At 45.2% G+C, this 19,457-nt stretch carries 18 protein-coding genes; 6 read left to right on the top strand and 12 right to left on the bottom strand.

Annotated elements, in window-relative coordinates; all coding sequences use genetic code 11:
* The 7 genes from folA to rplU all read right to left on the bottom strand — a co-directional run bounded on the left by folA (position 1) and on the right by rplU (position 4,982).
* Positions 1-483, bottom strand: a complete 483-nt coding sequence (gene folA / locus OCU46_RS12365; RefSeq protein ID WP_141270868.1) for a type 3 dihydrofolate reductase — start codon at positions 481-483, stop codon at positions 1-3.
* An 11-nt stretch (positions 484-494) separates the two neighbouring features.
* Entirely contained in the window at positions 495-971 is a 477-nt protein-coding gene (locus OCU46_RS12370; protein ID WP_141270869.1) for a threonine/serine exporter family protein, read from the bottom strand.
* Positions 968-1,735 (bottom strand): threonine/serine exporter family protein, encoded by a 768-nt coding sequence (locus tag OCU46_RS12375; RefSeq protein WP_141270870.1) that lies wholly within the window; start codon positions 1,733-1,735, stop codon positions 968-970. Before OCU46_RS12375 ends, OCU46_RS12370 begins: the two co-directional genes overlap by 4 nt.
* Before the next feature lie 121 nt (positions 1,736-1,856).
* A complete protein-coding gene (locus tag OCU46_RS12380) occupies positions 1,857-2,915 on the bottom strand; it encodes an FUSC family protein (RefSeq protein WP_141270871.1) in 1,059 nt (352 codons plus the stop codon).
* A gap of 112 nt (positions 2,916-3,027) precedes the next feature.
* The gene (gene cgtA / locus OCU46_RS12385; RefSeq protein WP_141270872.1) at positions 3,028-4,194 is read right to left on the bottom strand and encodes an Obg family GTPase CgtA; all 1,167 of its coding nucleotides are present in this window, start codon (positions 4,192-4,194) and stop codon (positions 3,028-3,030) included.
* Between the two features lie 199 nt (positions 4,195-4,393).
* The gene (gene rpmA / locus OCU46_RS12390; protein ID WP_017029046.1) at positions 4,394-4,651 is read right to left on the bottom strand and encodes a 50S ribosomal protein L27; all 258 of its coding nucleotides are present in this window, start codon (positions 4,649-4,651) and stop codon (positions 4,394-4,396) included.
* 19 nt (positions 4,652-4,670) lie between these two features.
* Positions 4,671-4,982, bottom strand: coding sequence for a 50S ribosomal protein L21 (gene rplU / locus OCU46_RS12395; protein WP_017029047.1), 312 nt, complete (start codon positions 4,980-4,982; stop codon positions 4,671-4,673).
* A 268-nt stretch (positions 4,983-5,250) separates the two neighbouring features.
* On the opposite strand from rplU, the gene ispB reads away from it, so the two are divergent.
* Positions 5,251-6,222, top strand: coding sequence for an octaprenyl diphosphate synthase (gene ispB, locus OCU46_RS12400; protein WP_141270873.1), 972 nt, complete (start codon positions 5,251-5,253; stop codon positions 6,220-6,222).
* A gap of 52 nt (positions 6,223-6,274) precedes the next feature.
* Here ispB and OCU46_RS12405 read toward each other — a convergent pair whose 3' ends face one another.
* Both OCU46_RS12405 and mdh read right to left on the bottom strand, forming a co-directional pair.
* Complete coding sequence (locus OCU46_RS12405; RefSeq protein ID WP_141270874.1) at positions 6,275-6,463, bottom strand: hypothetical protein; 189 nt, start codon at positions 6,461-6,463, stop codon at positions 6,275-6,277.
* 118 nt (positions 6,464-6,581) lie between these two features.
* Positions 6,582-7,517 (bottom strand): malate dehydrogenase, encoded by a 936-nt coding sequence (gene mdh / locus OCU46_RS12410; RefSeq protein ID WP_141270875.1) that lies wholly within the window; start codon positions 7,515-7,517, stop codon positions 6,582-6,584.
* Positions 7,518-7,813: 296 nt separating this feature from the next.
* Here mdh and argR point away from each other — a divergent pair, with 296 nt between their 5' ends.
* The 4 genes from argR to OCU46_RS12430 all read left to right on the top strand — a co-directional run bounded on the left by argR (position 7,814) and on the right by OCU46_RS12430 (position 13,034).
* Complete coding sequence (gene argR, locus OCU46_RS12415; RefSeq protein WP_141270876.1) at positions 7,814-8,284, top strand: transcriptional regulator ArgR; 471 nt, start codon at positions 7,814-7,816, stop codon at positions 8,282-8,284.
* Positions 8,285-8,717: 433 nt separating this feature from the next.
* Positions 8,718-9,689 carry a TAXI family TRAP transporter solute-binding subunit gene (locus tag OCU46_RS12420; RefSeq protein WP_141270877.1) on the top strand — a complete coding sequence of 324 codons (972 nt, stop codon included), beginning with the start codon at positions 8,718-8,720 and terminating at the stop codon, positions 9,687-9,689.
* A gap of 249 nt (positions 9,690-9,938) precedes the next feature.
* Positions 9,939-12,512, top strand: a complete 2,574-nt coding sequence (locus OCU46_RS12425; RefSeq protein ID WP_141270878.1) for a TRAP transporter permease — start codon at positions 9,939-9,941, stop codon at positions 12,510-12,512.
* A gap of 72 nt (positions 12,513-12,584) precedes the next feature.
* Positions 12,585-13,034 carry a universal stress protein gene (locus tag OCU46_RS12430; RefSeq protein WP_141270879.1) on the top strand — a complete coding sequence of 150 codons (450 nt, stop codon included), beginning with the start codon at positions 12,585-12,587 and terminating at the stop codon, positions 13,032-13,034.
* 72 nt (positions 13,035-13,106) lie between these two features.
* On the opposite strand, the gene OCU46_RS12435 is transcribed toward OCU46_RS12430, so the two are convergent.
* The 3 genes from OCU46_RS12435 to rapA are packed head-to-tail and all read right to left on the bottom strand — an operon-like array spanning position 13,107 to position 17,759.
* Positions 13,107-14,075, bottom strand: a complete 969-nt coding sequence (locus tag OCU46_RS12435) for a D-2-hydroxyacid dehydrogenase (protein WP_141270880.1) — start codon at positions 14,073-14,075, stop codon at positions 13,107-13,109.
* 24 nt (positions 14,076-14,099) lie between these two features.
* A complete protein-coding gene (gene rluA, locus OCU46_RS12440; protein ID WP_141270881.1) occupies positions 14,100-14,837 on the bottom strand; it encodes a bifunctional tRNA pseudouridine(32) synthase/23S rRNA pseudouridine(746) synthase RluA in 738 nt (245 codons plus the stop codon).
* A gap of 15 nt (positions 14,838-14,852) precedes the next feature.
* On the bottom strand, positions 14,853-17,759 hold the full coding sequence (gene rapA, locus OCU46_RS12445; RefSeq protein ID WP_141270882.1) for an RNA polymerase-associated protein RapA: 2,907 nt from the start codon (positions 17,757-17,759) through the stop codon (positions 14,853-14,855).
* 298 nt (positions 17,760-18,057) lie between these two features.
* Between rapA and OCU46_RS12450 the strand changes: the two genes are divergently transcribed.
* Positions 18,058-19,434, top strand: coding sequence for a PhoH family protein (locus tag OCU46_RS12450; protein ID WP_141270883.1), 1,377 nt, complete (start codon positions 18,058-18,060; stop codon positions 19,432-19,434).
* Positions 19,435-19,457: the final 23 nt, after the last annotated feature.

Consider the following 19,457-nt stretch of genomic DNA (forward strand, 5'->3'; position numbering starts at 1 on the left):
TTACTCTCTTTCCAACACTACAAACTGCATATCATGCGCATTTTTCTCATCAGAGAAGTATTGCTCTGAATGGGTTTGTTGCCAGCCCCCTCCCCAATCAGGGAACTGTGTATCGCCGTCTACTTCAAGATCAATGTAGGTGAGATAGAGCTTGTCTGCCATTGTTAAGCAGTGCTCATAAATCGAGCCCCCGCCTATGATCATCACTTCAGGCTCGTTAGTGACTACCTTTAGCGCAGACTCAATAGAGGTTACTGTAGTAACGCCTTCAATCTTTAGTCCAGCATCGCGGCTGATAACAACGTTGTGTCGACCAGGTAAAGGACGACCTATTGATTCATAAGTCTTTCTGCCCATGATCACAGGCTTACCCATGGTGCATTTCTTAAACCAGATAAAATCTGCTGGCAGGTGCCACGGCATTTGGTTGTTTTTGCCGATAATACGGTTATTAGCCATAGCGGCGATCATGCTGACGATCATGGGATATTCCTCTAAACAATAGGGCGACGACGATAAATAAATAGGCCAGGCATTGCGAGCCCAACGGCAAGTCCAGCAATGATAAACATTGCGGTGAGGAAATTCTCTATTAAGCTAGCAAAAAGTTCATGGGTATAGCCCGATTGGTTAATTTCTACCATGGCTATCATGGCATTGAAGGCATAGACCCCTGGAACCATTGGTATCATCGCAGCTACAGTAAAGACTTTGGGATGAGCCAAGAATCGGCGTGACCAAGCAACCCCTATAAAGCCAACAATCGTGGCGGCAAACAAGGTGGCCCACTCTATTGGCATTCCAAACTGCATCATTAAATAGCGAGAGCCATGCCCAATGGCGCCGCCCAACGCACAATAAAATAGCGCACTCTTAGGAACGTTGAACACTAGAGCAAATCCTACAGCAGGGATTGCAGCAAAGAACATGTCATCAATAAGCCCAAACAGCAAAGCAAAGAAATCACTCATAATGTCACCCCAAACATGCCTAACACACCACTTACGGCAACAATGCCTAGACAGGTCGCTAGAGTAAGTAAGCTACCCATCACAAATCGAGCAATCCCCATATTGATATACCCTTTCAGCACATCAGCAACCGAATTAATTAAAGGGAAACCAGGAACTAACATAAGAACCGATGATGCCATCACGACATTAGGATTGTTTCCAATCTCAAACACCACAGCTTGCGCTGAAATGAAGGTGGTCACAAAAGCAGTTGTCGCAAAGTTAAGCATTGGATTGAAGTGGCGATGGCCAATCTCTTGTCGGACAATCATACCGATAGCAGAAGCGACAAAAGTCATAGCAAAAACAGCACTATCGCCCCCAGCAAGATGACTAAACGAGGCGCAAGATAGACCTATCATAAACACTACTAGCCAGCGATTATAACGCTCTGGGGTGATTTTATTCAGCTTCTGTTGGGCAAGCTCGTGATCTAAGATACCTTTCTCTAGCATGATGCAGATACGCTGAACTTCTGTCACAGCGCGCATATTGATTCCCCTGTCGGGGCAGCGTCGTGCGGTAGTCATGCAATGCTCATGGGTAACCGTAGTCACAACCAGAGAACTTGCTGAGAGTGATACCTCAACCTCATCCATACCACAGGCAAGACCCATACGCTCCATTATGCCGCCAATAAGCGCACTTTCCGCTCCATGAGCGTGCAACATCTGTCCCGCTTGAGCAATAAGACGAGAAACAGCGCGTTGTTTAGATTCCATTCTATCTCTTTGAAGATTGTTTAAAATAAAACCAATATTCTATTGGGTTTGCATATAAAACAATACTGATAATTCAAATTTAATTGATTAAGAACAACCAAAATTGAGCTCTTTAATCAACTCAAGATTTCTGCGACAGATTTAACGCTAAAACGAGTAACTTTTTGAGATTTCCCAAATCTTCAATCAATTTGAGGTTTAGCCAAACATAGCCATGGATATTGGAGTTTTCTTCACCCAGTTCAGCAATGATAGCCTTTAGATCGCGGGTAATAGCCTCCCTTTCTTCAACGCGATTTTCACCACGGACCTGCCCTTTCTCCACCAAATAAGCCAAATCTTCAAGCTGCTGCTCCACTTGCTGCTGGCATTGCTTCAACGATTTTGACCAAAGCATATTGAGATGGCTTTCTCTGTCACTCCAATAAGAATGGTTCAGCAAATCTATAGTACTCAGCATGTTACGAAGTTGGATTTGAATGGCTTCAAGCAATTGACGCTTGAGTTTTGTTTCTTTAATCGATGGGGCTGTTAAGGTGGTAATTGTCGTCATTTCTTTCACTAGTGTATTTTGAAACGCCTCAAGATTGGGCTTTTCTAGTACATTAGGAGAATAAGAAAGATGATAAACCTTAGCTAAGGTATTGAGAGTATTTGCGATACGCAATCGCCAGTGGATAAATGCTCTCTGTGGATAGATAAGACAAAACAGTACCGCCACAATACACCCGATAGTCACATCAACGCCACGCCACATGGCGACATCGACATCGGCATTTGCTGCCCCCAAGGTAACCGCTAAAGTAATGCCTATCAGTATTCCCACATACGGCCGCTTTCCAAGTGCAAAGTAGGCACTCAAAAAGATGATCACCGCACACCACAGATACATTAGCGTTATCGAATACTGACTGATAGCAATGCCGACAATTCCTGATATCGCCCCAAGAGAAGTGCCTAGAACACGATGCCAAGCCCTCGGCAAAACATTGCCTAAGTAAGATATTGGCCCTATCACCACAAAGAGAGTAATCAGGATCCAAGTTCGCTCAGGAACCTCAAAATAAGTTGCTGTAATTAAGGTGAGAACAAAGGCTACGGCAATGCGAATGCCATGGACAATACGATAATGGGTGAAAATAAACGCATCTAGATTGGAGATTTTCTGGTTTAGGTGCATGCTCTCAGATCCTTGAGATAATTTCTGCTTCGCACAGACAAAAAAAGAGCCGGGATAGAATCCTAGCTCTTTTTATTATGTTTACTATTCAGACTATTGTCTACAAAAGAGACTAGTCGCGAACGTAGATAACATGACCGTCATCTTCTTCGTCATCATCCCAGTCATCGTCGTCTTCAGTAACAACGTTGCTGCCTGACATTGCATCTTTATGGTAGTCATCCCACATAAAGTCGACTTTATCTTCTTCTGAAACTTCTTCCGCTTGACGAGGAAGTGTTTCCATAAAGTCAGCGAGTTTGTAACACAGTTCTTTCGTGCCATGTTTATTGATAGCTGAGATCTTAAAGTACTGCTCTTCCCAACCAAGCGCGTCCAAGATCTCTTGGATCTTTTCATTAGCTTCTTCTTCAGGCATAAGATCAGTCTTATTGAATACCAACCAACGTGGTTTATCCGCTAACTTCTCACTGTATTGCTCAAGCTCATCGATGATGGTCAACGCATTTTGCACCGGATCACTTTGATCAACAGGCATAATATCGATCATATGCAGCAATACACGACAGCGCTCTAGGTGCTTCAAGAAGCGAATACCCAAGCCTGCGCCATCTGCAGCACCCTCAATCAAACCAGGGATATCAGCAACAACAAAGCTCTTTTCTGGAACCACACTCACTACACCCAAGCTAGGGATAAGAGTAGTAAACGGGTAGTCAGCTACCTTTGGTTTCGCTGCAGAAACCGAGCGAATAAAGGTCGATTTACCTGCATTTGGTAGACCTAGCATACCCACGTCAGCTAATAACAGTAGCTCTAGGCGAAGTTCACGAACCTCTCCTTTGGTACCCATCGTCTTTTGGCGAGGCGCTCGGTTCACGGATGATTTAAAGCGGGTGTTACCTAATCCGTGCCAACCACCTTTTGCGATCATTACCTTTTTGCCGTGCTCTGCAACTTCACCCACAACCTCATTGGTATGGATGTCCACAGCACGAGTACCTACAGGCACCTTAAGTGTAAGGTCGTTACCACGCTTACCTGTACAGTTACCGCCACGGCCATTCGCACCACGTTCAGCGGCATAAAAGCGCTGGAAACGGTAATCGATCAAGGTATTAAGGTTTTCGTCAGCTTGAAGGTAGATGTCACCACCATCACCGCCGTCGCCGCCATCGGGGCCACCTTTAGTTATAAACTTTTCACGCCAGAAACTAACAATGCCGTTACCGCCATCGCCAGCTTCTACCTTTACAGTTGCTTCATCTACGAATTTCATTTCTCACTCCGTATTGGTGTGAATATCTTGCTTGGATCAACTTTAGCAGATCCATACCTAATTAGGATCTAGGGGTCTGGGCTATACGCCCTAGGCTGTTTGCGCCTAGGACTCAGAGCCAAGAAACCTAGTATCCTACAAATAAAAAACCCCGCCGAATCGGCAGGGCTTTTGAATTCAGCTTGAAACTAAGTATTAATTACTCAGAGTCGATGCTAACGAATTTACGGTTCTTAGGACCTTTAACTTCAAATTTCACTTTACCTTCAGTAAGAGCGAAAAGAGTGTGGTCTTTACCGATACCAACGTTGTTACCAGCGTGGAATTTAGTACCACGTTGACGAACGATGATGTTACCCGCTAGAACTGATTCGCCACCAAAACGCTTAACACCTAGGCGTTTGCTTTCTGAATCGCGACCGTTACGAGTAGAACCGCCAGCTTTTTTGTGTGCCATTGTTAAACTCTCCTATAACTTAAGCGTTGATGCCAGTGATCTTCACTTCAGTGAACCACTGACGATGACCTTGTTGCTTGCGAGAGTGCTTACGACGACGGAACTTAACGATTTTAACTTTATCGCCACGACCGTGCTTAACCACTTCAGCTACAACTTTGCCACCTTCAACAAGAGGTGCACCAACAGTGATTTCTTCACCGTTAGCGATCATAAGAACTGAGTCAAACTCAACAGTTGCACCAGTTTCAACGTCCAATTTCTCTAAACGAAGAGTTTGACCTTCGCTTACACGGTGTTGTTTACCACCAGATTGGAAAACAGCGTACATATTTTACTCCGCTTTTTCCGCACAGCCTTTAACCTAATTAAGTAGTTTGGGTGTGCGCTAACTAATTCATCAATAGGGCGCAGATTCTACGTGAACGCATCACATAAAACAAGCCATATTTTAAAAAAATTGGCGAAAAGATAATCGCCACATAAAAGTGGGAGAATGATGCCTTTTACGGGTGTATTTGGCAACGTTTTTTAGTGTAAAATTCAACATTAATTATCACCCCAGCTACTCCCCGTAGCGACTCAAAACCGGAAGTACAATGGACTTTAGCGCTATTCAGGCCCTCACTGCCGAAGACATGGTAAAAGTAGACCAAACAATTCACGCTCAGCTGACCTCAGAAGTCGCTCTAATCAATCAATTGGGGCACTACATTGTTAGCGGCGGTGGAAAGCGTCTACGTCCGCTTATCACGCTCCTATCGGCTCGTGCTTTAGGATATGAAGGCGAAGGACATATCACCGCGGCTGCGTTCATTGAATTCATTCATACCGCAACACTGTTGCACGATGATGTGGTTGATGAATCGGATATGCGTCGAGGAAAAGAAACCGCTAACGCCGCTTTTGGTAATGCAGCCAGTGTTTTGGTCGGTGATTACATCTACACCCGCTCTTTCCAAATGATGACAAGCCTAGGATCATTGAGGATCCTCGAGTTGATGAGTGAAGCTGTTAATGTGATCGCTGAAGGTGAGGTTCAGCAATTAATGAACTGCAATGATGCTTCTACGACCGAAGAAAGCTACATGCAGGTGATCTACTCTAAGACCGCACGCCTGTTCGAATCAGCTTCGCAAATTGCAGCGATATTGACTAATTCTACTCCTGAGCTAGAAATCGCGATGCAAAACTATGGCCGTCACTTAGGCACTGCTTTTCAGCTTATCGATGATGTATTGGACTACACCGCTGACGGCAAAGAGATGGGTAAAAACGTAGGAGATGACCTTGCAGAAGGAAAACCTACCCTACCTCTTCTTTACGCAATGCAAAATGGCTCAGACGCTCAGCGAGAGATGATTGTAGAAGCGATTGAGCAGGCTAACGGAATGAAGCGCTTGGACGAGATTATGCAGGCTATGCATGACACTGGCTCACTAGAATACACCACTAAAGTCGCCAACCAAGAAGCCGATAAAGCGATTGCAGCTCTGGAAAGCTTGCCTGACTCTACCGAAAAAGAGGCTCTTGAAGCATTAGCGCATCTCGCGGTTAAACGTAGCAAGTAACCTAAACAAAAAACGCCACTCCCAAGAGTGGCGTCCCTTTGCAAACTTTCCCTTAATAGTATTTGTCGCAGCCTGGATGCAACTGAGGGTCTTGGTTAACGGTGCTAGCCGGTACCGCCCATTGCTCTTCATGCAATCCCTCAACAAGAACCATCTCATCTCTCTTATCCACTGCTAGAACGCGTCCAGGACCTTCTGAAGAATCTACCCACATTCCTGTCGCGATTTTATCCATATCCATAGCTGTTGCCTCACTCTTGATGAATATTGACTAGTACGCAGCTCCTGAACAGCGGGATCAAAAAAGCGGATCATAAAGATCCGCTTTCAATTATATTTGTTTGCTTGTCAGAGAATGCTTATTTTGCGAACTCTTCACCTTTAGAAATATCGCCAGATAGTGTTTCAAGCATGTCATCTAAAGAAGCTCTTTCAAACTCACTTAGCACACCGTAATCCAATACTTCTTCAATACCCTCTGTACCCAACTTAACTGGCTGTGCAAAGAAGCGTGTATGTTCACCACTGCCTTCTACATAAGCACACTCAACAACGTTCGCTTCGCCTTGTAGGGCACGAACTAGTGATAGACCAAAGCGACAGGCTGCTTGGCCCATAGATAGGGTTGCACTACCGCCGCCAGCTTTTGCTTCTACAACTTCGGTACCTGCGTTTTGAATACGAGTTGTCAGTGATGCGATCTCTTCGCTAGTGAACTCAACACCTTTAACTTGAGATAATAGTGGAAGGATAGTTACCCCTGAATGACCGCCGATAACAGGTACTTCCAACTTAGTAGGATCTAGGCCCTTAAGTTGGCCAACAAAGGTCTCAGAGCGGATAACATCAAGTGTTGTTACACCGAATAGACGACGCTTGTCATAAACACCCGCTTTTTTCAGTACATCAGCGGCAATAGCAACCGTTGTATTTACCGGGTTAGTAATGATACCCACACACGCTTTTGGACATACGACAGCGATCTTTTCCGCAAGAGACTTAACAATACCCGCGTTCACATTAAAGAGATCCGCACGATCCATACCTGGTTTACGAGCAACACCCGCAGAGATCAATACAACGTCTGCTCCTTCTAAAGCCGGAGTAGGATCTACACCTGAAAAACCGACTACTGATACTGGAGTTGGGATATGGCTAAGATCCGCTGCAACACCAGGAGTAACAGGTGCGATATCGTACAGAGCGAGATCTGAGCCAGCAGGAAGATTATTTTTTAGTAGAAGTGCCAGTGCTTGTCCAATACCACCAGCAGCTCCGATAACAGCGACTTTCATTGTGTTCTCCTTGGGTAAGATAGAGGTAATTGTTGTTTTAGTTCTTATATAGCTTCGAAACTATAATATTTACTTTACCTTTACAAACACGTAACGACACCTTTGCGACCTTACTCACTCATCGAAGCACCAATTTTAGTATTAAAAGACCCTTCTCACGTATTGGAAAAGTAAGTAATCAGTTTTCATGAGACATCTAACCGATTACTTGGGTATATTACAGTTCTGTGAGACACTATCTAGCTTGAGGGATTCCCTCATGCGACTAATAAAACCAATAATATGTGGAACAACGAATGCGAAACAGCGAAAAACAGGACCGTTTAGTCCGCGAGTTCAAATCTCTTTTAAAACAAGAACGTTTCGGCTCGCAAAGCGAGATTGTAGAAGCGCTGAAACTTGAAGGCTTTGAAAACATAAACCAATCTAAGGTTTCTCGTATGCTAACCAAGTTTGGTGCTGTTCGTACGCGAAATGCGAAAATGGAAATGGTTTACTGCCTACCAGCAGAGCTTGGCGTTCCTACGGTATCTAGCTCGTTGCGTGAGCTTGTACTGGATATTGACTACAACAACGCATTAGTCGTCATTCATACAGGGCCAGCAGGTGCTCAGCTGATTGCTCGCTTACTCGACTCCCTTGGAAAGTCAGAAGGTATTCTTGGTGTTGTTGCCGGCGATGATACGATTTTCATCACCCCTACCCTTGAAATCAGCACTAAACAACTGTTCGACTCTGTTTGCGAACTCTTTGAATACGCTGGATAAAATCCCCTTTTTAACCTTCACAGCTTAGTTATTAGGCTGTGAAGTTGATCACATCTCACTAAAATACCCACAAACAAACCAGCCACCAATTAACTTATTGTTTTTAAAGATTATTTCACAATACGTACATCTTTAACTCCCTGCATAAGCAACTGATTTTTTATTATCACTCACTCTGCTCACTCTCTTTCTGCTTATTTTTTGCTATGATGCAGCCACTTTTTCAACGATTTACCCTCTGTTATTGCTGTAATGTTGAACGTTTCTTCTAAAGTCGATCTAAACTAAGAAGATTCGGTTGGTTCGAATATTTAACATTACATCAAGTGCTGTTGGCTGAATTAGGATTGAAAAAGATGCCGTTTCCATACAGGAAACCTCAACAGCACATAGAAGGCTGTTGGTATGATCATGGATATAAGGAAGAAACATCATGGCATTTAAGAAAGCGATTAAGCTTGGTGCGATTGCTGCAGCAGTTATGGGCGCAGGCGTAGTTTCAGCTCAAGAGTTCATTACTATTGGTACTGGTTCAGTAACTGGTGTTTACTACCCTACGGGTGGTGCAATCTGTAAGCTTGTTAACAAAGACCGCAATGACCACAATGTACGCTGTTCAGTAGAGTCTACTGGCGGTTCTATCTACAACGTAAATACTATCCGCTCTGGTGAATTAGACTTTGGTATCGTTCAGTCTGATTGGCAGTTCCACGGCTACAACGGAACCAGCAAGTTCTCTGAGCAAGGTCCTTACAAAAAGCTTCGTGCTGTATTCTCTCTTCATACAGAACCTTTTAACATCATTGCACGCGAAGACTCTGGTATTAACAACGTATCTGACCTAGCTGGCAAGCGTGTAAACATTGGTAACCCTGGTTCTGGTGACCGCGCGACAATGGGCGTAGTCATGGACGCTATGGGTTGGACTAACGACAGCTTCAAACTTGCCTCTGAGCTGAAAGGCTCTGAGCGTTCTCAAGCTCTTTGTGATAACAAGATTGATGCCTTCATCTACATGGTTGGTCACCCAAATGGATCAATCAAAGAAGCTACAACCTCTTGTAACGCAAAACTAGTTCCAGCAACGGGCCCAGAGATCGATAAGATCGTCGCTGATAACCCTTACTATGCATTTAGTACAGTACCTGCTGGAATGTACCGTGGTACTGACCAAGACGTTAATAGCTTCGGTGTAGCAGCAACTATGGTAACGACGACTGACGTTTCAGATGAAGTTGCCTACACAGTAGCGAAAGCGGTATTTGAAAACTTTGATACTTTTAAACGTCTACTACACCCTGCATTCTCAAGTCTTAAGAAAGAGAACATGGTAAAAGACGGCCTATCTATTCCTCTTCACCCAGGTGCAGAGAAATACTACAAAGAAGTAGGCCTTATCAAGTAACCCGATAAGATAAGGAGGCTAGAGCCTCCTTACTTTTCTTCAGTGAAAATAGGGGATGCTACGCTATCCCCTTATGTTTACTAGCCAATGTCCCATTCTCGATTGGGGCTTTCTGTTTGCCTCCGTTTGGCAACCCCCTCTCTTTATATTGCAATTTATTGGCTAGTATTTGGGCTTGGTCTAAGGTTATTGAGTACCTAAAGGTGCGCGCCTAGCCAACCCTAGCGTCAACAGAATTAGGACACACTAATGACACATTCAACGACTCCTATTCAAGAGGCACAAGAGATCGTCGCTCAAGCAGATACTGGGGCAAGAAACCCTTCTGGTATCCCAGGGCGAATCCTATGGTTTGTGCCACTATGCTGGTCACTGTTCCAGCTTTGGTATGCCTCGCCGCTGCCATTCATTTTCAATTTCGCTATCCTCAACGATACCGAAGCGCGTTCTATCCACCTCACTTTTGCCATATTCCTTGCCTTTACTGCCTATCCGGCATTAAAGGGATCGCCACGAGATAGAATTCCTGCCGTTGATTGGATATTGGCACTGCTTGGCAGTTTAGCTGCTGGTTACATTTATCTCTTTTATACCCAATTAGCTGAACGCTCTGGTGCACCAACCACAATGGATATTGTGGCTTCGGTTATCGGTATGGTGCTGCTTCTAGAAGCAACTCGCCGAGCACTCGGCCCACCACTGATGGTTGTAGCAGCAGTATTCCTGCTTTACACCTTTGGTGGCCCTCATATGCCAGATGTCATCGCACATAAGGGAGCAAGCCTCAACAAAGCCATGTCTCACTTGTGGCTGACTACTGAGGGGGTATTCGGTGTTGCTCTAGGCGTTTCGACGTCATTTGTATTCTTATTTGTGCTGTTTGGTGCCATGTTAGAAAGAGCTGGCGCTGGCGCCTACTTTATTAAGGTCGCCTTCTCTCTATTGGGTCATATGCGTGGCGGTCCTGCTAAAGCAGCAGTTGTTGCCTCTGGTTTATCTGGCCTAGTATCAGGTTCATCTATCGCCAACGTGGTAACTACAGGTACCTTTACCATCCCACTAATGAAGCGTGTTGGTTTTCCTGGCACTAAAGCGGGCGCCGTAGAGGTTGCAGCTTCCACAAATGGTCAGTTAACCCCACCTATCATGGGTGCAGCGGCATTCTTAATGGTTGAGTATGTCGGTATATCCTATGTAGAGGTAATTAAGGCTGCGCTATTACCTGCCCTCATCTCTTATATTGCTCTTATCTATATCGTTCACTTAGAAGCTTGTAAGGCGGGTATGGAAGGCTTACCTCGTCGTCATACGCCAACTAAGTTGCAGAGCTTACTCTCTTTCACGGGCACCATTCTTGGTCTATGCGTGATTAGTGCAGCCGTTTACTACGGCATTGGCTGGACCAAAGACGTATTTGGCGCTGCAGCTACCCCCATTGTGACCATTGCATTACTTATTGCTTACGTTGGACTTGTGCGCATTTCCTCGCAATATCAAGACCATGCTGAGATGGATCCTGACTTAACAGAGATCCCAGATGTAGGGCCAACTGTTAAATCTGGCCTGCACTTTTTGCTACCAATAGTGGTGCTGGTCTGGTGTTTGACAGTAGAGCGATTCTCGCCGGGCTTATCTGCTTTTTGGGCAACAGTGTTCATGATCTTTATCCTCCTCACTCAGCGCCCACTGATGAGCTTTTTTAATAATGATCATGAGATTGCGAAAGCATTTAAAATCGGCTTTCATGACCTTTTAGAGGCTCTGGTTTCTGGCGCAAGGAACATGATAGGCATCGGTGTCGCGACGGCAGCAGCAGGTACTGTAGTGGGTGTAGTAACACTTACTGGTATTGGTTTGGTGATGACAGATTTCGTCGAGTTCATCTCTGGTGGTAGCGTCATCATGATGCTGCTGTTTACTGCGGTTATCAGCCTTATCCTAGGTATGGGACTGCCAACCACAGCCAACTACATTGTGGTATCCACCTTGATGGCTCCGGTAATTGTTACCTTAGGGGCAGCACATGGACTGATTATCCCTCTGATTGCCGTGCACCTATTTGTATTCTATTTTGGCATCCTTGCCGATGATACGCCGCCGGTTGGCTTGGCCGCCTTTGCGGCAGCAGCAATTGCAAAATCTGACCCTATTCGTACGGGTATTCAAGGCTTTACCTATGACATACGCACGGCCATTCTGCCGTTTATGTTTGTGTTCAACACTCAACTTCTGATGATGGGAATAGACAGTTGGTGGCACTTACTGCTCACCATACTCTCCGCGACCGCTGCAATGTTGCTATTTTCTGCAGCAACTCAAGGTTGGTGGTTCACGCGCAATAAATGGTGGGAAACCATTGCCTTACTCGTGTTGACCTTTACCTTCTTCCGTCCAGGATTTTGGTGGGATCACATTTACCCTGCTCAGTTAGAAGTACCAGCGACTGAGATATCCACCGTTGTTGAGCAAATGCCAATAGGCAAGGCTCTACAAATGCGTGTTGAAGGTGAAAATCTTGAAGGTAAATTCATCAGCAAAACGGTCCGTTTGCCGTTTGATGACAATGCAAGCTCCGCCGAGGATCGCATTTCTTCTATGGGATTAATGCTGTCTCAAAGTGATGACAGCGTTATTGTAGATATGGTCGAATTCGGTAGTCCTGCAGAAGCTGCTGGCATAGATTTTGATTGGAAAATCAAACACATCATTCAAAAGGCAGAGCGCCCTATGAAAGAGTGGGTGTTCCTTCCAGCATTGATTTTAGTGTTACTAATGGCGCTAAATCAAAAACGACGTCGAGCTAGAGAGTCTATCAACGCATAGTTTGATTTCGCTCAATGCCCCATGGTCTACACTATGGGGCAATAGCACGACAAAAATTCAAGAGCGTTTTCCATGTACAAACAGATCTTAGTCCCCGTTGACCTGAACGAAAAAGGCTTCAGTGATAAAGCCTTAAAGGCAGCCGTTTGGCATGCCAAGCAAAGCAATGCACAACTGCATCTTTTGAACGTATTACCAGGGATTCACATGTCCATGGTGGCAACCTACTTTCCTAAGGATGCAGTACGAGACATGAAGAAAGATGTTGAAACTCAGCTTAGAAACTTCGCAGATAGCTTTGTAGACCCAGAACTGGTCTATCAGGTTCACATCGCTGAAGGTAAGCCTTACGCTACCATTATCGATTATGCAGAAAAGCTAGGCGCTGACTTAATTGTCATGCCAAGCCACAAACGCTCGCGAATTGATAATGTCGTTTTGGGTTCAGTGGCGAGTAAGGTCGTACATAACTCACCTGTCAATGTGTTAGTGATTAAGCCTCAAGGCTACGACAACGTATAAATGAAAAACGGTCACCTAAATAGGTGACCGTTTTTATTTGTACTAAGTAATTTTGTACTAAATATCTTTGTATTAAACCACTCTGTTTGAGTGCTTTCCTGCCACAAAATCATCAATATTATTGAGCAGAATATCGACCAGACTTTGCAATGCTGAGTTACTGCCCCAAGCCACATGCGGGGTTAGCAATAGATTCGGCAGTGACATATTGGCAAGTAAAGGGTTGGATGTATCAGCTGGCTCTTGAGTAAACACATCAACTCCCGCACCCGCTATTTCACCCGATTTAAGCGCTTCTACCAGATGGTCTTCATTCACTAAGCCACCTCTGCCCGTGTTAATCAAAACCGAGGTCGACTTCATTAAAGCAAGCTCGCCACGAGCGATCAGATTGGTTGTACTCTGGGTTAGTGGGCAATGCAAGGTCACAATATCTGCCTGCTGTAGAGCCTCTTCAAAGCTAACATAGCCCTCTCTCACCTGCGTCGCACCTTTGCGCTCGACAAAGATGGCTTTCATGCCAAGAGCACTGCTAAGAGTCGCTACCGCTTGACCTAAGCTACCACTGCCAATAATTGCTATCGTCGACCCTGCTACATCCGTAATAGGGTGCGTGAAGAAACAAAACTGTTTGTCTTTTTGCCATACACCTTTCTCTATATCTTGATGATAAGCGAACAAATTACGCTTAAGAGCAAAGATCATCCCAATCACGTGTTCAGGTACAGAGCGTGTGGCATACCCTTGAATATTGCACACCGCGATTTGATTCTCTGCGCAGTAATCCAAATCAATAGTATTGGTTCCAGTAGCAGAGACCGCAATCAACTTAATATCAGGAAACTGCCTTAACGTTTCCCCACTCAACACAACCTTATTACTAATGACAATCTCAGCTCCAACCAAGCGTTCTTCTAACTGCTCAGGAGAGGTGAAGTCATACTCCACCCACTGATGAGGAAAGCTCAATTTACGAAATAGGGCGTGTGCTGGAATAGTCGCCTTATCTAAAAAGACAACCTTAGGTAACGATTGTGGCATGCGTAATCCTTAATGCTAGATACTTTAGTGCTTTGGCAAGGTTTTATAATCGGGTAACTCAGGCTCCGCAGAGTAGAGTTCCAATACTAAAGGTTCTGCCTCAGGATAAAAGTCGCATGGCACAAACATACTGACTAATTTGTTATCTTTAGGATGATAAAAGCTCAGTTCCGTAGAGTGTAGTTGCAAGCGCTCAGAGTAAGCCCTTGCCTCTCCTTCAGAATAAAACTCATCACCCACAATGGAGTGTCCCATTTCATTCATATGCACACGCAGTTGGTGCGACCGTCCGGTAATAGGCAACAGGCGCACAATGCACGTCTTCTCTTCCTGCACTACCTTTTGATAGTCTGTTCTTGAGGGTTTGCCATCATGGGTACACACCTTCTGTCTTGGTCTGTTTGGCCAATCACAGATAAGAGGAAGATCGACGATCCCCTCTTTTTCCTCAAGTTCACCCCAAACACGAGCGTAATAAACCTTATGCGTTAAGCGATATTGAAATTGCTTTTTAAGATGACGCTCGGCCTCTTTATTAAGAGCAAACAACATTAAACCGGATGTGGCCATGTCCAAGCGATGCACCACTTGAATCTCAGGATACTCCTCGACAAGACGACTCCATAAGCTATCGTAGTGACGCTCTTCCCTACCAGGAACAGACAATAAGCCAGCAGGCTTATTGGCCACCAAGATATGTTCATCTTGATAGACGATGTCTATCCACGGATCTACTGGAGGATGATACTCAGTCATGGCCATGCTTTCTCTCCAGAATTAATTATGAGACACAACGATCAAACGTAAAGAATCCAATTGAATCTGCGCTTGAGAGATAAAGCCATCGAGCTCGCTAATTTGCTCTTCGATTGCCGTTACTTCCTCATCTCGGATATTTGGGTTCACCGCTTTAAGGGCAAGTAGACGCTCTAACTCAGCACTTAAGCTTGCTTGCATTTCAGCCTTAGCTTGCTGTTTAACCTGCTCATGCTTTGACAGAACCTTCTCATCACCCACGCTAATCAAGGCCTGAACTTGTGCCTGAACAGAGGTCACTAGCTTACTGGCCATGTGACGATTGATCGGGCTCAGCTGGCGATTAAAGCTATCAAATTCTACCTGCTCAGAAAGATCGTTACCCTTACCATCTAGCATCAAACGAATTGGCGTTTGTGGTAAGAAGCGCGAAATTCCGCTGCGTTTAGGTGCTTGTGCATCAACCAGATATACCAGTTCTAACAGCATAGTACCAACTGGCAAGGCTTTGTTTTTTAATAGAGAAACTGCTGATGCTCCAACCCCTTCACTGAGCAGTAGGTCAATACCGCCTTGAATCATTGGGTGCTCCCAAGACATGAAGTTCATATCTTCACGAGAAAGAGCCGTATCACGATCAAAGGTAATAGTTGCACCATCATATGGAAGGCCAGGATAACTAGGCACTAGCATGTGCTCAGAAGGAGTCACTACCAGAGCATTCTCTCCCTTGTCGTCTTGGTTTAGGCCAATACAGTCAAACAGGCTAAGGGCAAAGCTGATGAACTGAGTGTCATTGTCTTTAGAGGCAATTTCTTGAACCAAGTCTTGCGCTCTGTCACCGCCATTAGAGTGCATCTCTAACAGTCGATCACGGCCTTGCTCTAGATCTTGTTTAAGCTGCTGATTGATCTTTGCCGATTGAGCAATCACTTCAGGAAGCGCAGAGCTATCTCCGGTTGCAATCATTTCTGTCAGTTCATAAGAGAACTTCTCATACACAGTACGACCCGTTGGGCAGGTTTCAGCAAAGGCATTAAGGCCTTCGTTGTACCAATGAGCCAGCACGCCTTGAGAGCTTCCCTCTAGGTACGGTACGAATACATCAATATCGGAATTTTGGCCTATACGATCCAAGCGACCAATGCGCTGTTCTAGCAAGTCAGGGTTAAATGGCAAATCGAACATCACCAACTGATTAGCAAACTGGAAGTTACGTCCCTCAGAACCAATCTCTGAACAGATCAGCACCTGTGCGCCACCCTCTTCTTGAGCAAAATAAGCAGCCGCTTTATCACGCTCTATAATCGACATACCTTCATGGAACACGGTAGCTCGAATACCTTCACGCTCACGCAGCGCTTGTTCAAGTTGCAATGCTGTGGTGGCTCTTGAAGCAATAACCAGTACCTTTTCAGAGCGCTTCTCTTTAACCTTCTCGATCAGCCAGTCTACTCGGCTATCAAATTGCCACCACGAGCCAGTATCTCCCAACTCTTGGAATACCTCTTCAGGGTAGAGCATGATGCCTGCTTGCTTCTCTAAAGGCAGGTCAACATTGAACATCTTCGATACTTTAATGGCGCGAGCATATTGCTCAGGCAAAGGCATAGGCAGTAAATGCACTCGGCGCTCAGGGAAGCCCTTAATAGCCGCACGAGTATTTCGGAACAATACGCGTCCCGTACCGTGGCGATCCATCAGGTTATCAATTAGCTCTTGCCTGGCTGATGCCTGCTGTTCTGGGTGCTGGTCATCAGAAATAGCCTTAAGCATCGGCTCAATATCTTGCTCAGACAACAACTCAGTGATCTGATTTTTTGCATCATTAGGTAGTGCTTGGCCTGAAAGCAATTGGCTGACAGCCTCAGCCACAGGTGCGTAGTTTTCTTCTTCATTAACAAAGGCTTGATAATCATAGAAGCGATCAGGATCGAGTAGACGCAGTCTTGCAAAGTGACTTTCACGACCTAGCTGCTCCGGAGTCGCGGTTAGCAAGAGTACCGCAGGAATCTTTGATGCTAGCGATTCTACCGCCATATACTCAGAGCTTGGCGCATCTACACTCCACTCAAGGTGATGAGCCTCATCGATAACCAATAAGTCCCACTCTGCTTCTAGCGCCTGTTGATGACGCTTAGGACTGCTCTTAAGAAAATCTAACGAGCAAAGCACTAATTGTTGAGTATCAAATGGATTAGGTGCTTCTGCGTAAGCCTCAACACAACGCTCTTCATCAAACACAGAGAAATGCAAATTGAAGCGACGCATCATTTCCACCAGCCATTGGTGTGTTAGCGTCTCAGGCACCACAATAAGAATTCGTTCAGCGCGACCCGCCAAAACTTGTTGGTGGATTATCATGCCGGCTTCAATGGTTTTACCAAGGCCTACTTCATCGGCTAGCAAAACACGAGGGGCGTATCGACGCCCTACTTCTTGAGCGATAAAAAGCTGATGAGGAATCAAACCCGCGCGCATTCCCGTCAGTCCTCGAAGTGGACTTCTATGCTGCTGGTATTGATTATTTAGAGCCTGATAACGCAATACAAAATTGTCCATACGGTCAATTTGACCTGTGAACAGCTTATCTTGAGGCTTGTTAAAGCGGATCTGATGGCTAAGGAAAATTTCACGAAGCTCGACACCTTGCTCACCGGTATCTTCACGAGTACCCACGTAGCAAAGCACCTCTTTCTCTTCAATGACCTGCTCTACGTTCAGTGACCAGCCTTCATGGGCTTCAATAGTGTCGCCAACAGCAAAGGTGACGCGAGTAATCGGGGCATCACTGATAGCGTACAGTCGCTCCTCTTCCGAGGCGGCAAACATCAAGGTTACCGTTCGTGCATCAATGGCAACTATCGTTCCAAGACCTAAATCACTCTCTGTATCACTAATCCAACGTTGACCAATCGCAAATGCCATTCAGCTAAAACCCTTTTGTAAAATCGACTCTAACAATAGTAGAAGAAAACCAAGCAAAACTGGCTAAGTTTCCTATCAGAAAAAGGGCGACATGATAGTACATCGCTGCATGCTGGGCACGTAAAACCTTAATTTCACTGGATATAAATTATGCAATCAAACTGTCAAACAAATGAAACCAAACTACACTCAAAATAGAAGAGGTTTTCGATATCTAACTGAGCTCTCTTCATCAGTCTAAAAACTGGGTTTTGAGATCGCTTGGATACACAACGTCAAATAAGCAAAGGAGACGCTTATGGGTGATAGCGAACGCAAGATTTTCGTACTCGACACCAACATCCTACTTCACGAACCACACGCCATTTTTTCCTTTCAAGAACACGACGTCGTCATTCCGATGACTGTCTTAGAAGAACTAGACCGAATCAAAGACAGCAAACGAGATGTTGCTCGTGATGCACGCGTCGCGATTCGTACATTGGAGGATCTATTCCGCGAAGCAACACCCGATCAAATATCTGAGGGTATCCGTTTTAACAATGAATCAAAATCGACAGGTACACTTTCGATACTGGCTGATTTTGAGCTGCAAGAGACGGTAAAAGCCTTCGCGGATAAGGCGGGGGATAATCGAATACTCAATGCCGTTATCTACCTACAAAACAAACGTTCGCCACGAGACGTCGTTCTCGTCACTAAAGATATTAACATGCGCCTGCGAGCTAAAGGCGCAGGAGTCCGGCACGTAGAAGACTACCGCACAGATCAACTCATTGACGATGTGCAGTATTTAACCAAAGGGTTTGTGCAATACGACGGAACCTTCTGGGATAAGATAAACGAAGTCAACTCCATCGCTCTAGCCGGAAAAACTCACCACCTAATCCACCAATCCAATATCGAACAGCCCTATATTAACCAATACATTCTTGATTCAGAAAGTGATTTTGCCGCGAGAGTCACGGAGATAGATTCAGAATCAGTCACTCTAAAAGACCTCAGTCGCGACAAGATGATGAGTCGTCGCGCGTGGGATATTAGACCTAAGAATATCTATCAAGGGATGGCGCTCGATGCCCTTATGGATCCTGATATCGACTTGGTGATATTAACGGGAGCGGCAGGTAGTGGTAAAACCTTACTGGCAATGGCCGCGGCTCTAGAGCAAGCTGTCGAACACAACATGTTTGATAAAATCATCGTGACACGAAATACACCAGAGATTGGAGAGTCCATTGGTTTCTTACCCGGCAACGAGGAAGAAAAAATGTTGCCTTGGCTTGCCGCAGTCACCGATACACTAGAGGCGCTGCACAAGAACGATCACTGCACCGAAGGCTCTCTGCGCTATATTTGCGAGAAAGCCAACATTCAGTTTAAATCCATTAACTTTATGCGCGGACGCTCCATCCAAAATGCCTTTGTTTTGCTCGATGAGTGTCAAAACCTTACCGCTTCGCAGATCAAAACCATCATCACTCGTTGTGGTGAAGGTACCAAGATTGTCTGCTCTGGCAACCTTGCACAAATAGACTCCCCTTATCTGACCCCTGTCACTTCAGGCCTTACCTACATGGTGGAACGCTTCAAAAACTTTGAAGGTTCAGCCAATATTCACCTCAACGGTGTGGTGCGAAGTCGACTAGCAGAGTTTGCAGAGGAGAATCTGTAATTCAAGTCTGTTAGAAGTTGAAA

It is taken from the genome of Vibrio comitans, assembly GCA_024346835.1.
GTDB lineage: Bacteria > Pseudomonadota > Gammaproteobacteria > Enterobacterales > Vibrionaceae > Vibrio > Vibrio comitans.

Bases quoted from the DNA above. Each gene is read 5' to 3' on its own strand.
- OCU46_RS12420 (WP_141270877.1), top strand. From the start codon at position 8,718: ATGGCATTTAAGAAAGCGATTAAGCTTGGTGCGATTGCTGCAGCAGTT.
- OCU46_RS12430 (WP_141270879.1), top strand. From the start codon at position 12,585: ATGTACAAACAGATCTTAGTCCCCGTTGACCTGAACGAAAAAGGCTTC.
- OCU46_RS12370 (WP_141270869.1), bottom strand. From the start codon at position 971: ATGAGTGATTTCTTTGCTTTGCTGTTTGGGCTTATTGATGACATGTTC.
- OCU46_RS12425 (WP_141270878.1), top strand. From the start codon at position 9,939: ATGACACATTCAACGACTCCTATTCAAGAGGCACAAGAGATCGTCGCT.
- ispB (WP_141270873.1), top strand. From the start codon at position 5,251: ATGGACTTTAGCGCTATTCAGGCCCTCACTGCCGAAGACATGGTAAAA.
- rluA (WP_141270881.1), bottom strand. From the start codon at position 14,837: ATGGCCATGACTGAGTATCATCCTCCAGTAGATCCGTGGATAGACATC.
- rapA (WP_141270882.1), bottom strand. From the start codon at position 17,759: ATGGCATTTGCGATTGGTCAACGTTGGATTAGTGATACAGAGAGTGAT.
- rpmA (WP_017029046.1), bottom strand. From the start codon at position 4,651: ATGGCACACAAAAAAGCTGGCGGTTCTACTCGTAACGGTCGCGATTCA.
- mdh (WP_141270875.1), bottom strand. From the start codon at position 7,517: ATGAAAGTCGCTGTTATCGGAGCTGCTGGTGGTATTGGACAAGCACTG.
- OCU46_RS12405 (WP_141270874.1), bottom strand. From the start codon at position 6,463: ATGGATATGGATAAAATCGCGACAGGAATGTGGGTAGATTCTTCAGAA.
- rplU (WP_017029047.1), bottom strand. From the start codon at position 4,982: ATGTACGCTGTTTTCCAATCTGGTGGTAAACAACACCGTGTAAGCGAA.
- OCU46_RS12435 (WP_141270880.1), bottom strand. From the start codon at position 14,075: ATGCCACAATCGTTACCTAAGGTTGTCTTTTTAGATAAGGCGACTATT.
- OCU46_RS12375 (WP_141270870.1), bottom strand. From the start codon at position 1,735: ATGGAATCTAAACAACGCGCTGTTTCTCGTCTTATTGCTCAAGCGGGA.
- cgtA (WP_141270872.1), bottom strand. From the start codon at position 4,194: ATGAAATTCGTAGATGAAGCAACTGTAAAGGTAGAAGCTGGCGATGGC.
- argR (WP_141270876.1), top strand. From the start codon at position 7,814: ATGCGAAACAGCGAAAAACAGGACCGTTTAGTCCGCGAGTTCAAATCT.
- OCU46_RS12380 (WP_141270871.1), bottom strand. From the start codon at position 2,915: ATGCACCTAAACCAGAAAATCTCCAATCTAGATGCGTTTATTTTCACC.
- folA (WP_141270868.1), bottom strand. From the start codon at position 483: ATGATCGTCAGCATGATCGCCGCTATGGCTAATAACCGTATTATCGGC.
- OCU46_RS12450 (WP_141270883.1), top strand. From the start codon at position 18,058: ATGGGTGATAGCGAACGCAAGATTTTCGTACTCGACACCAACATCCTA.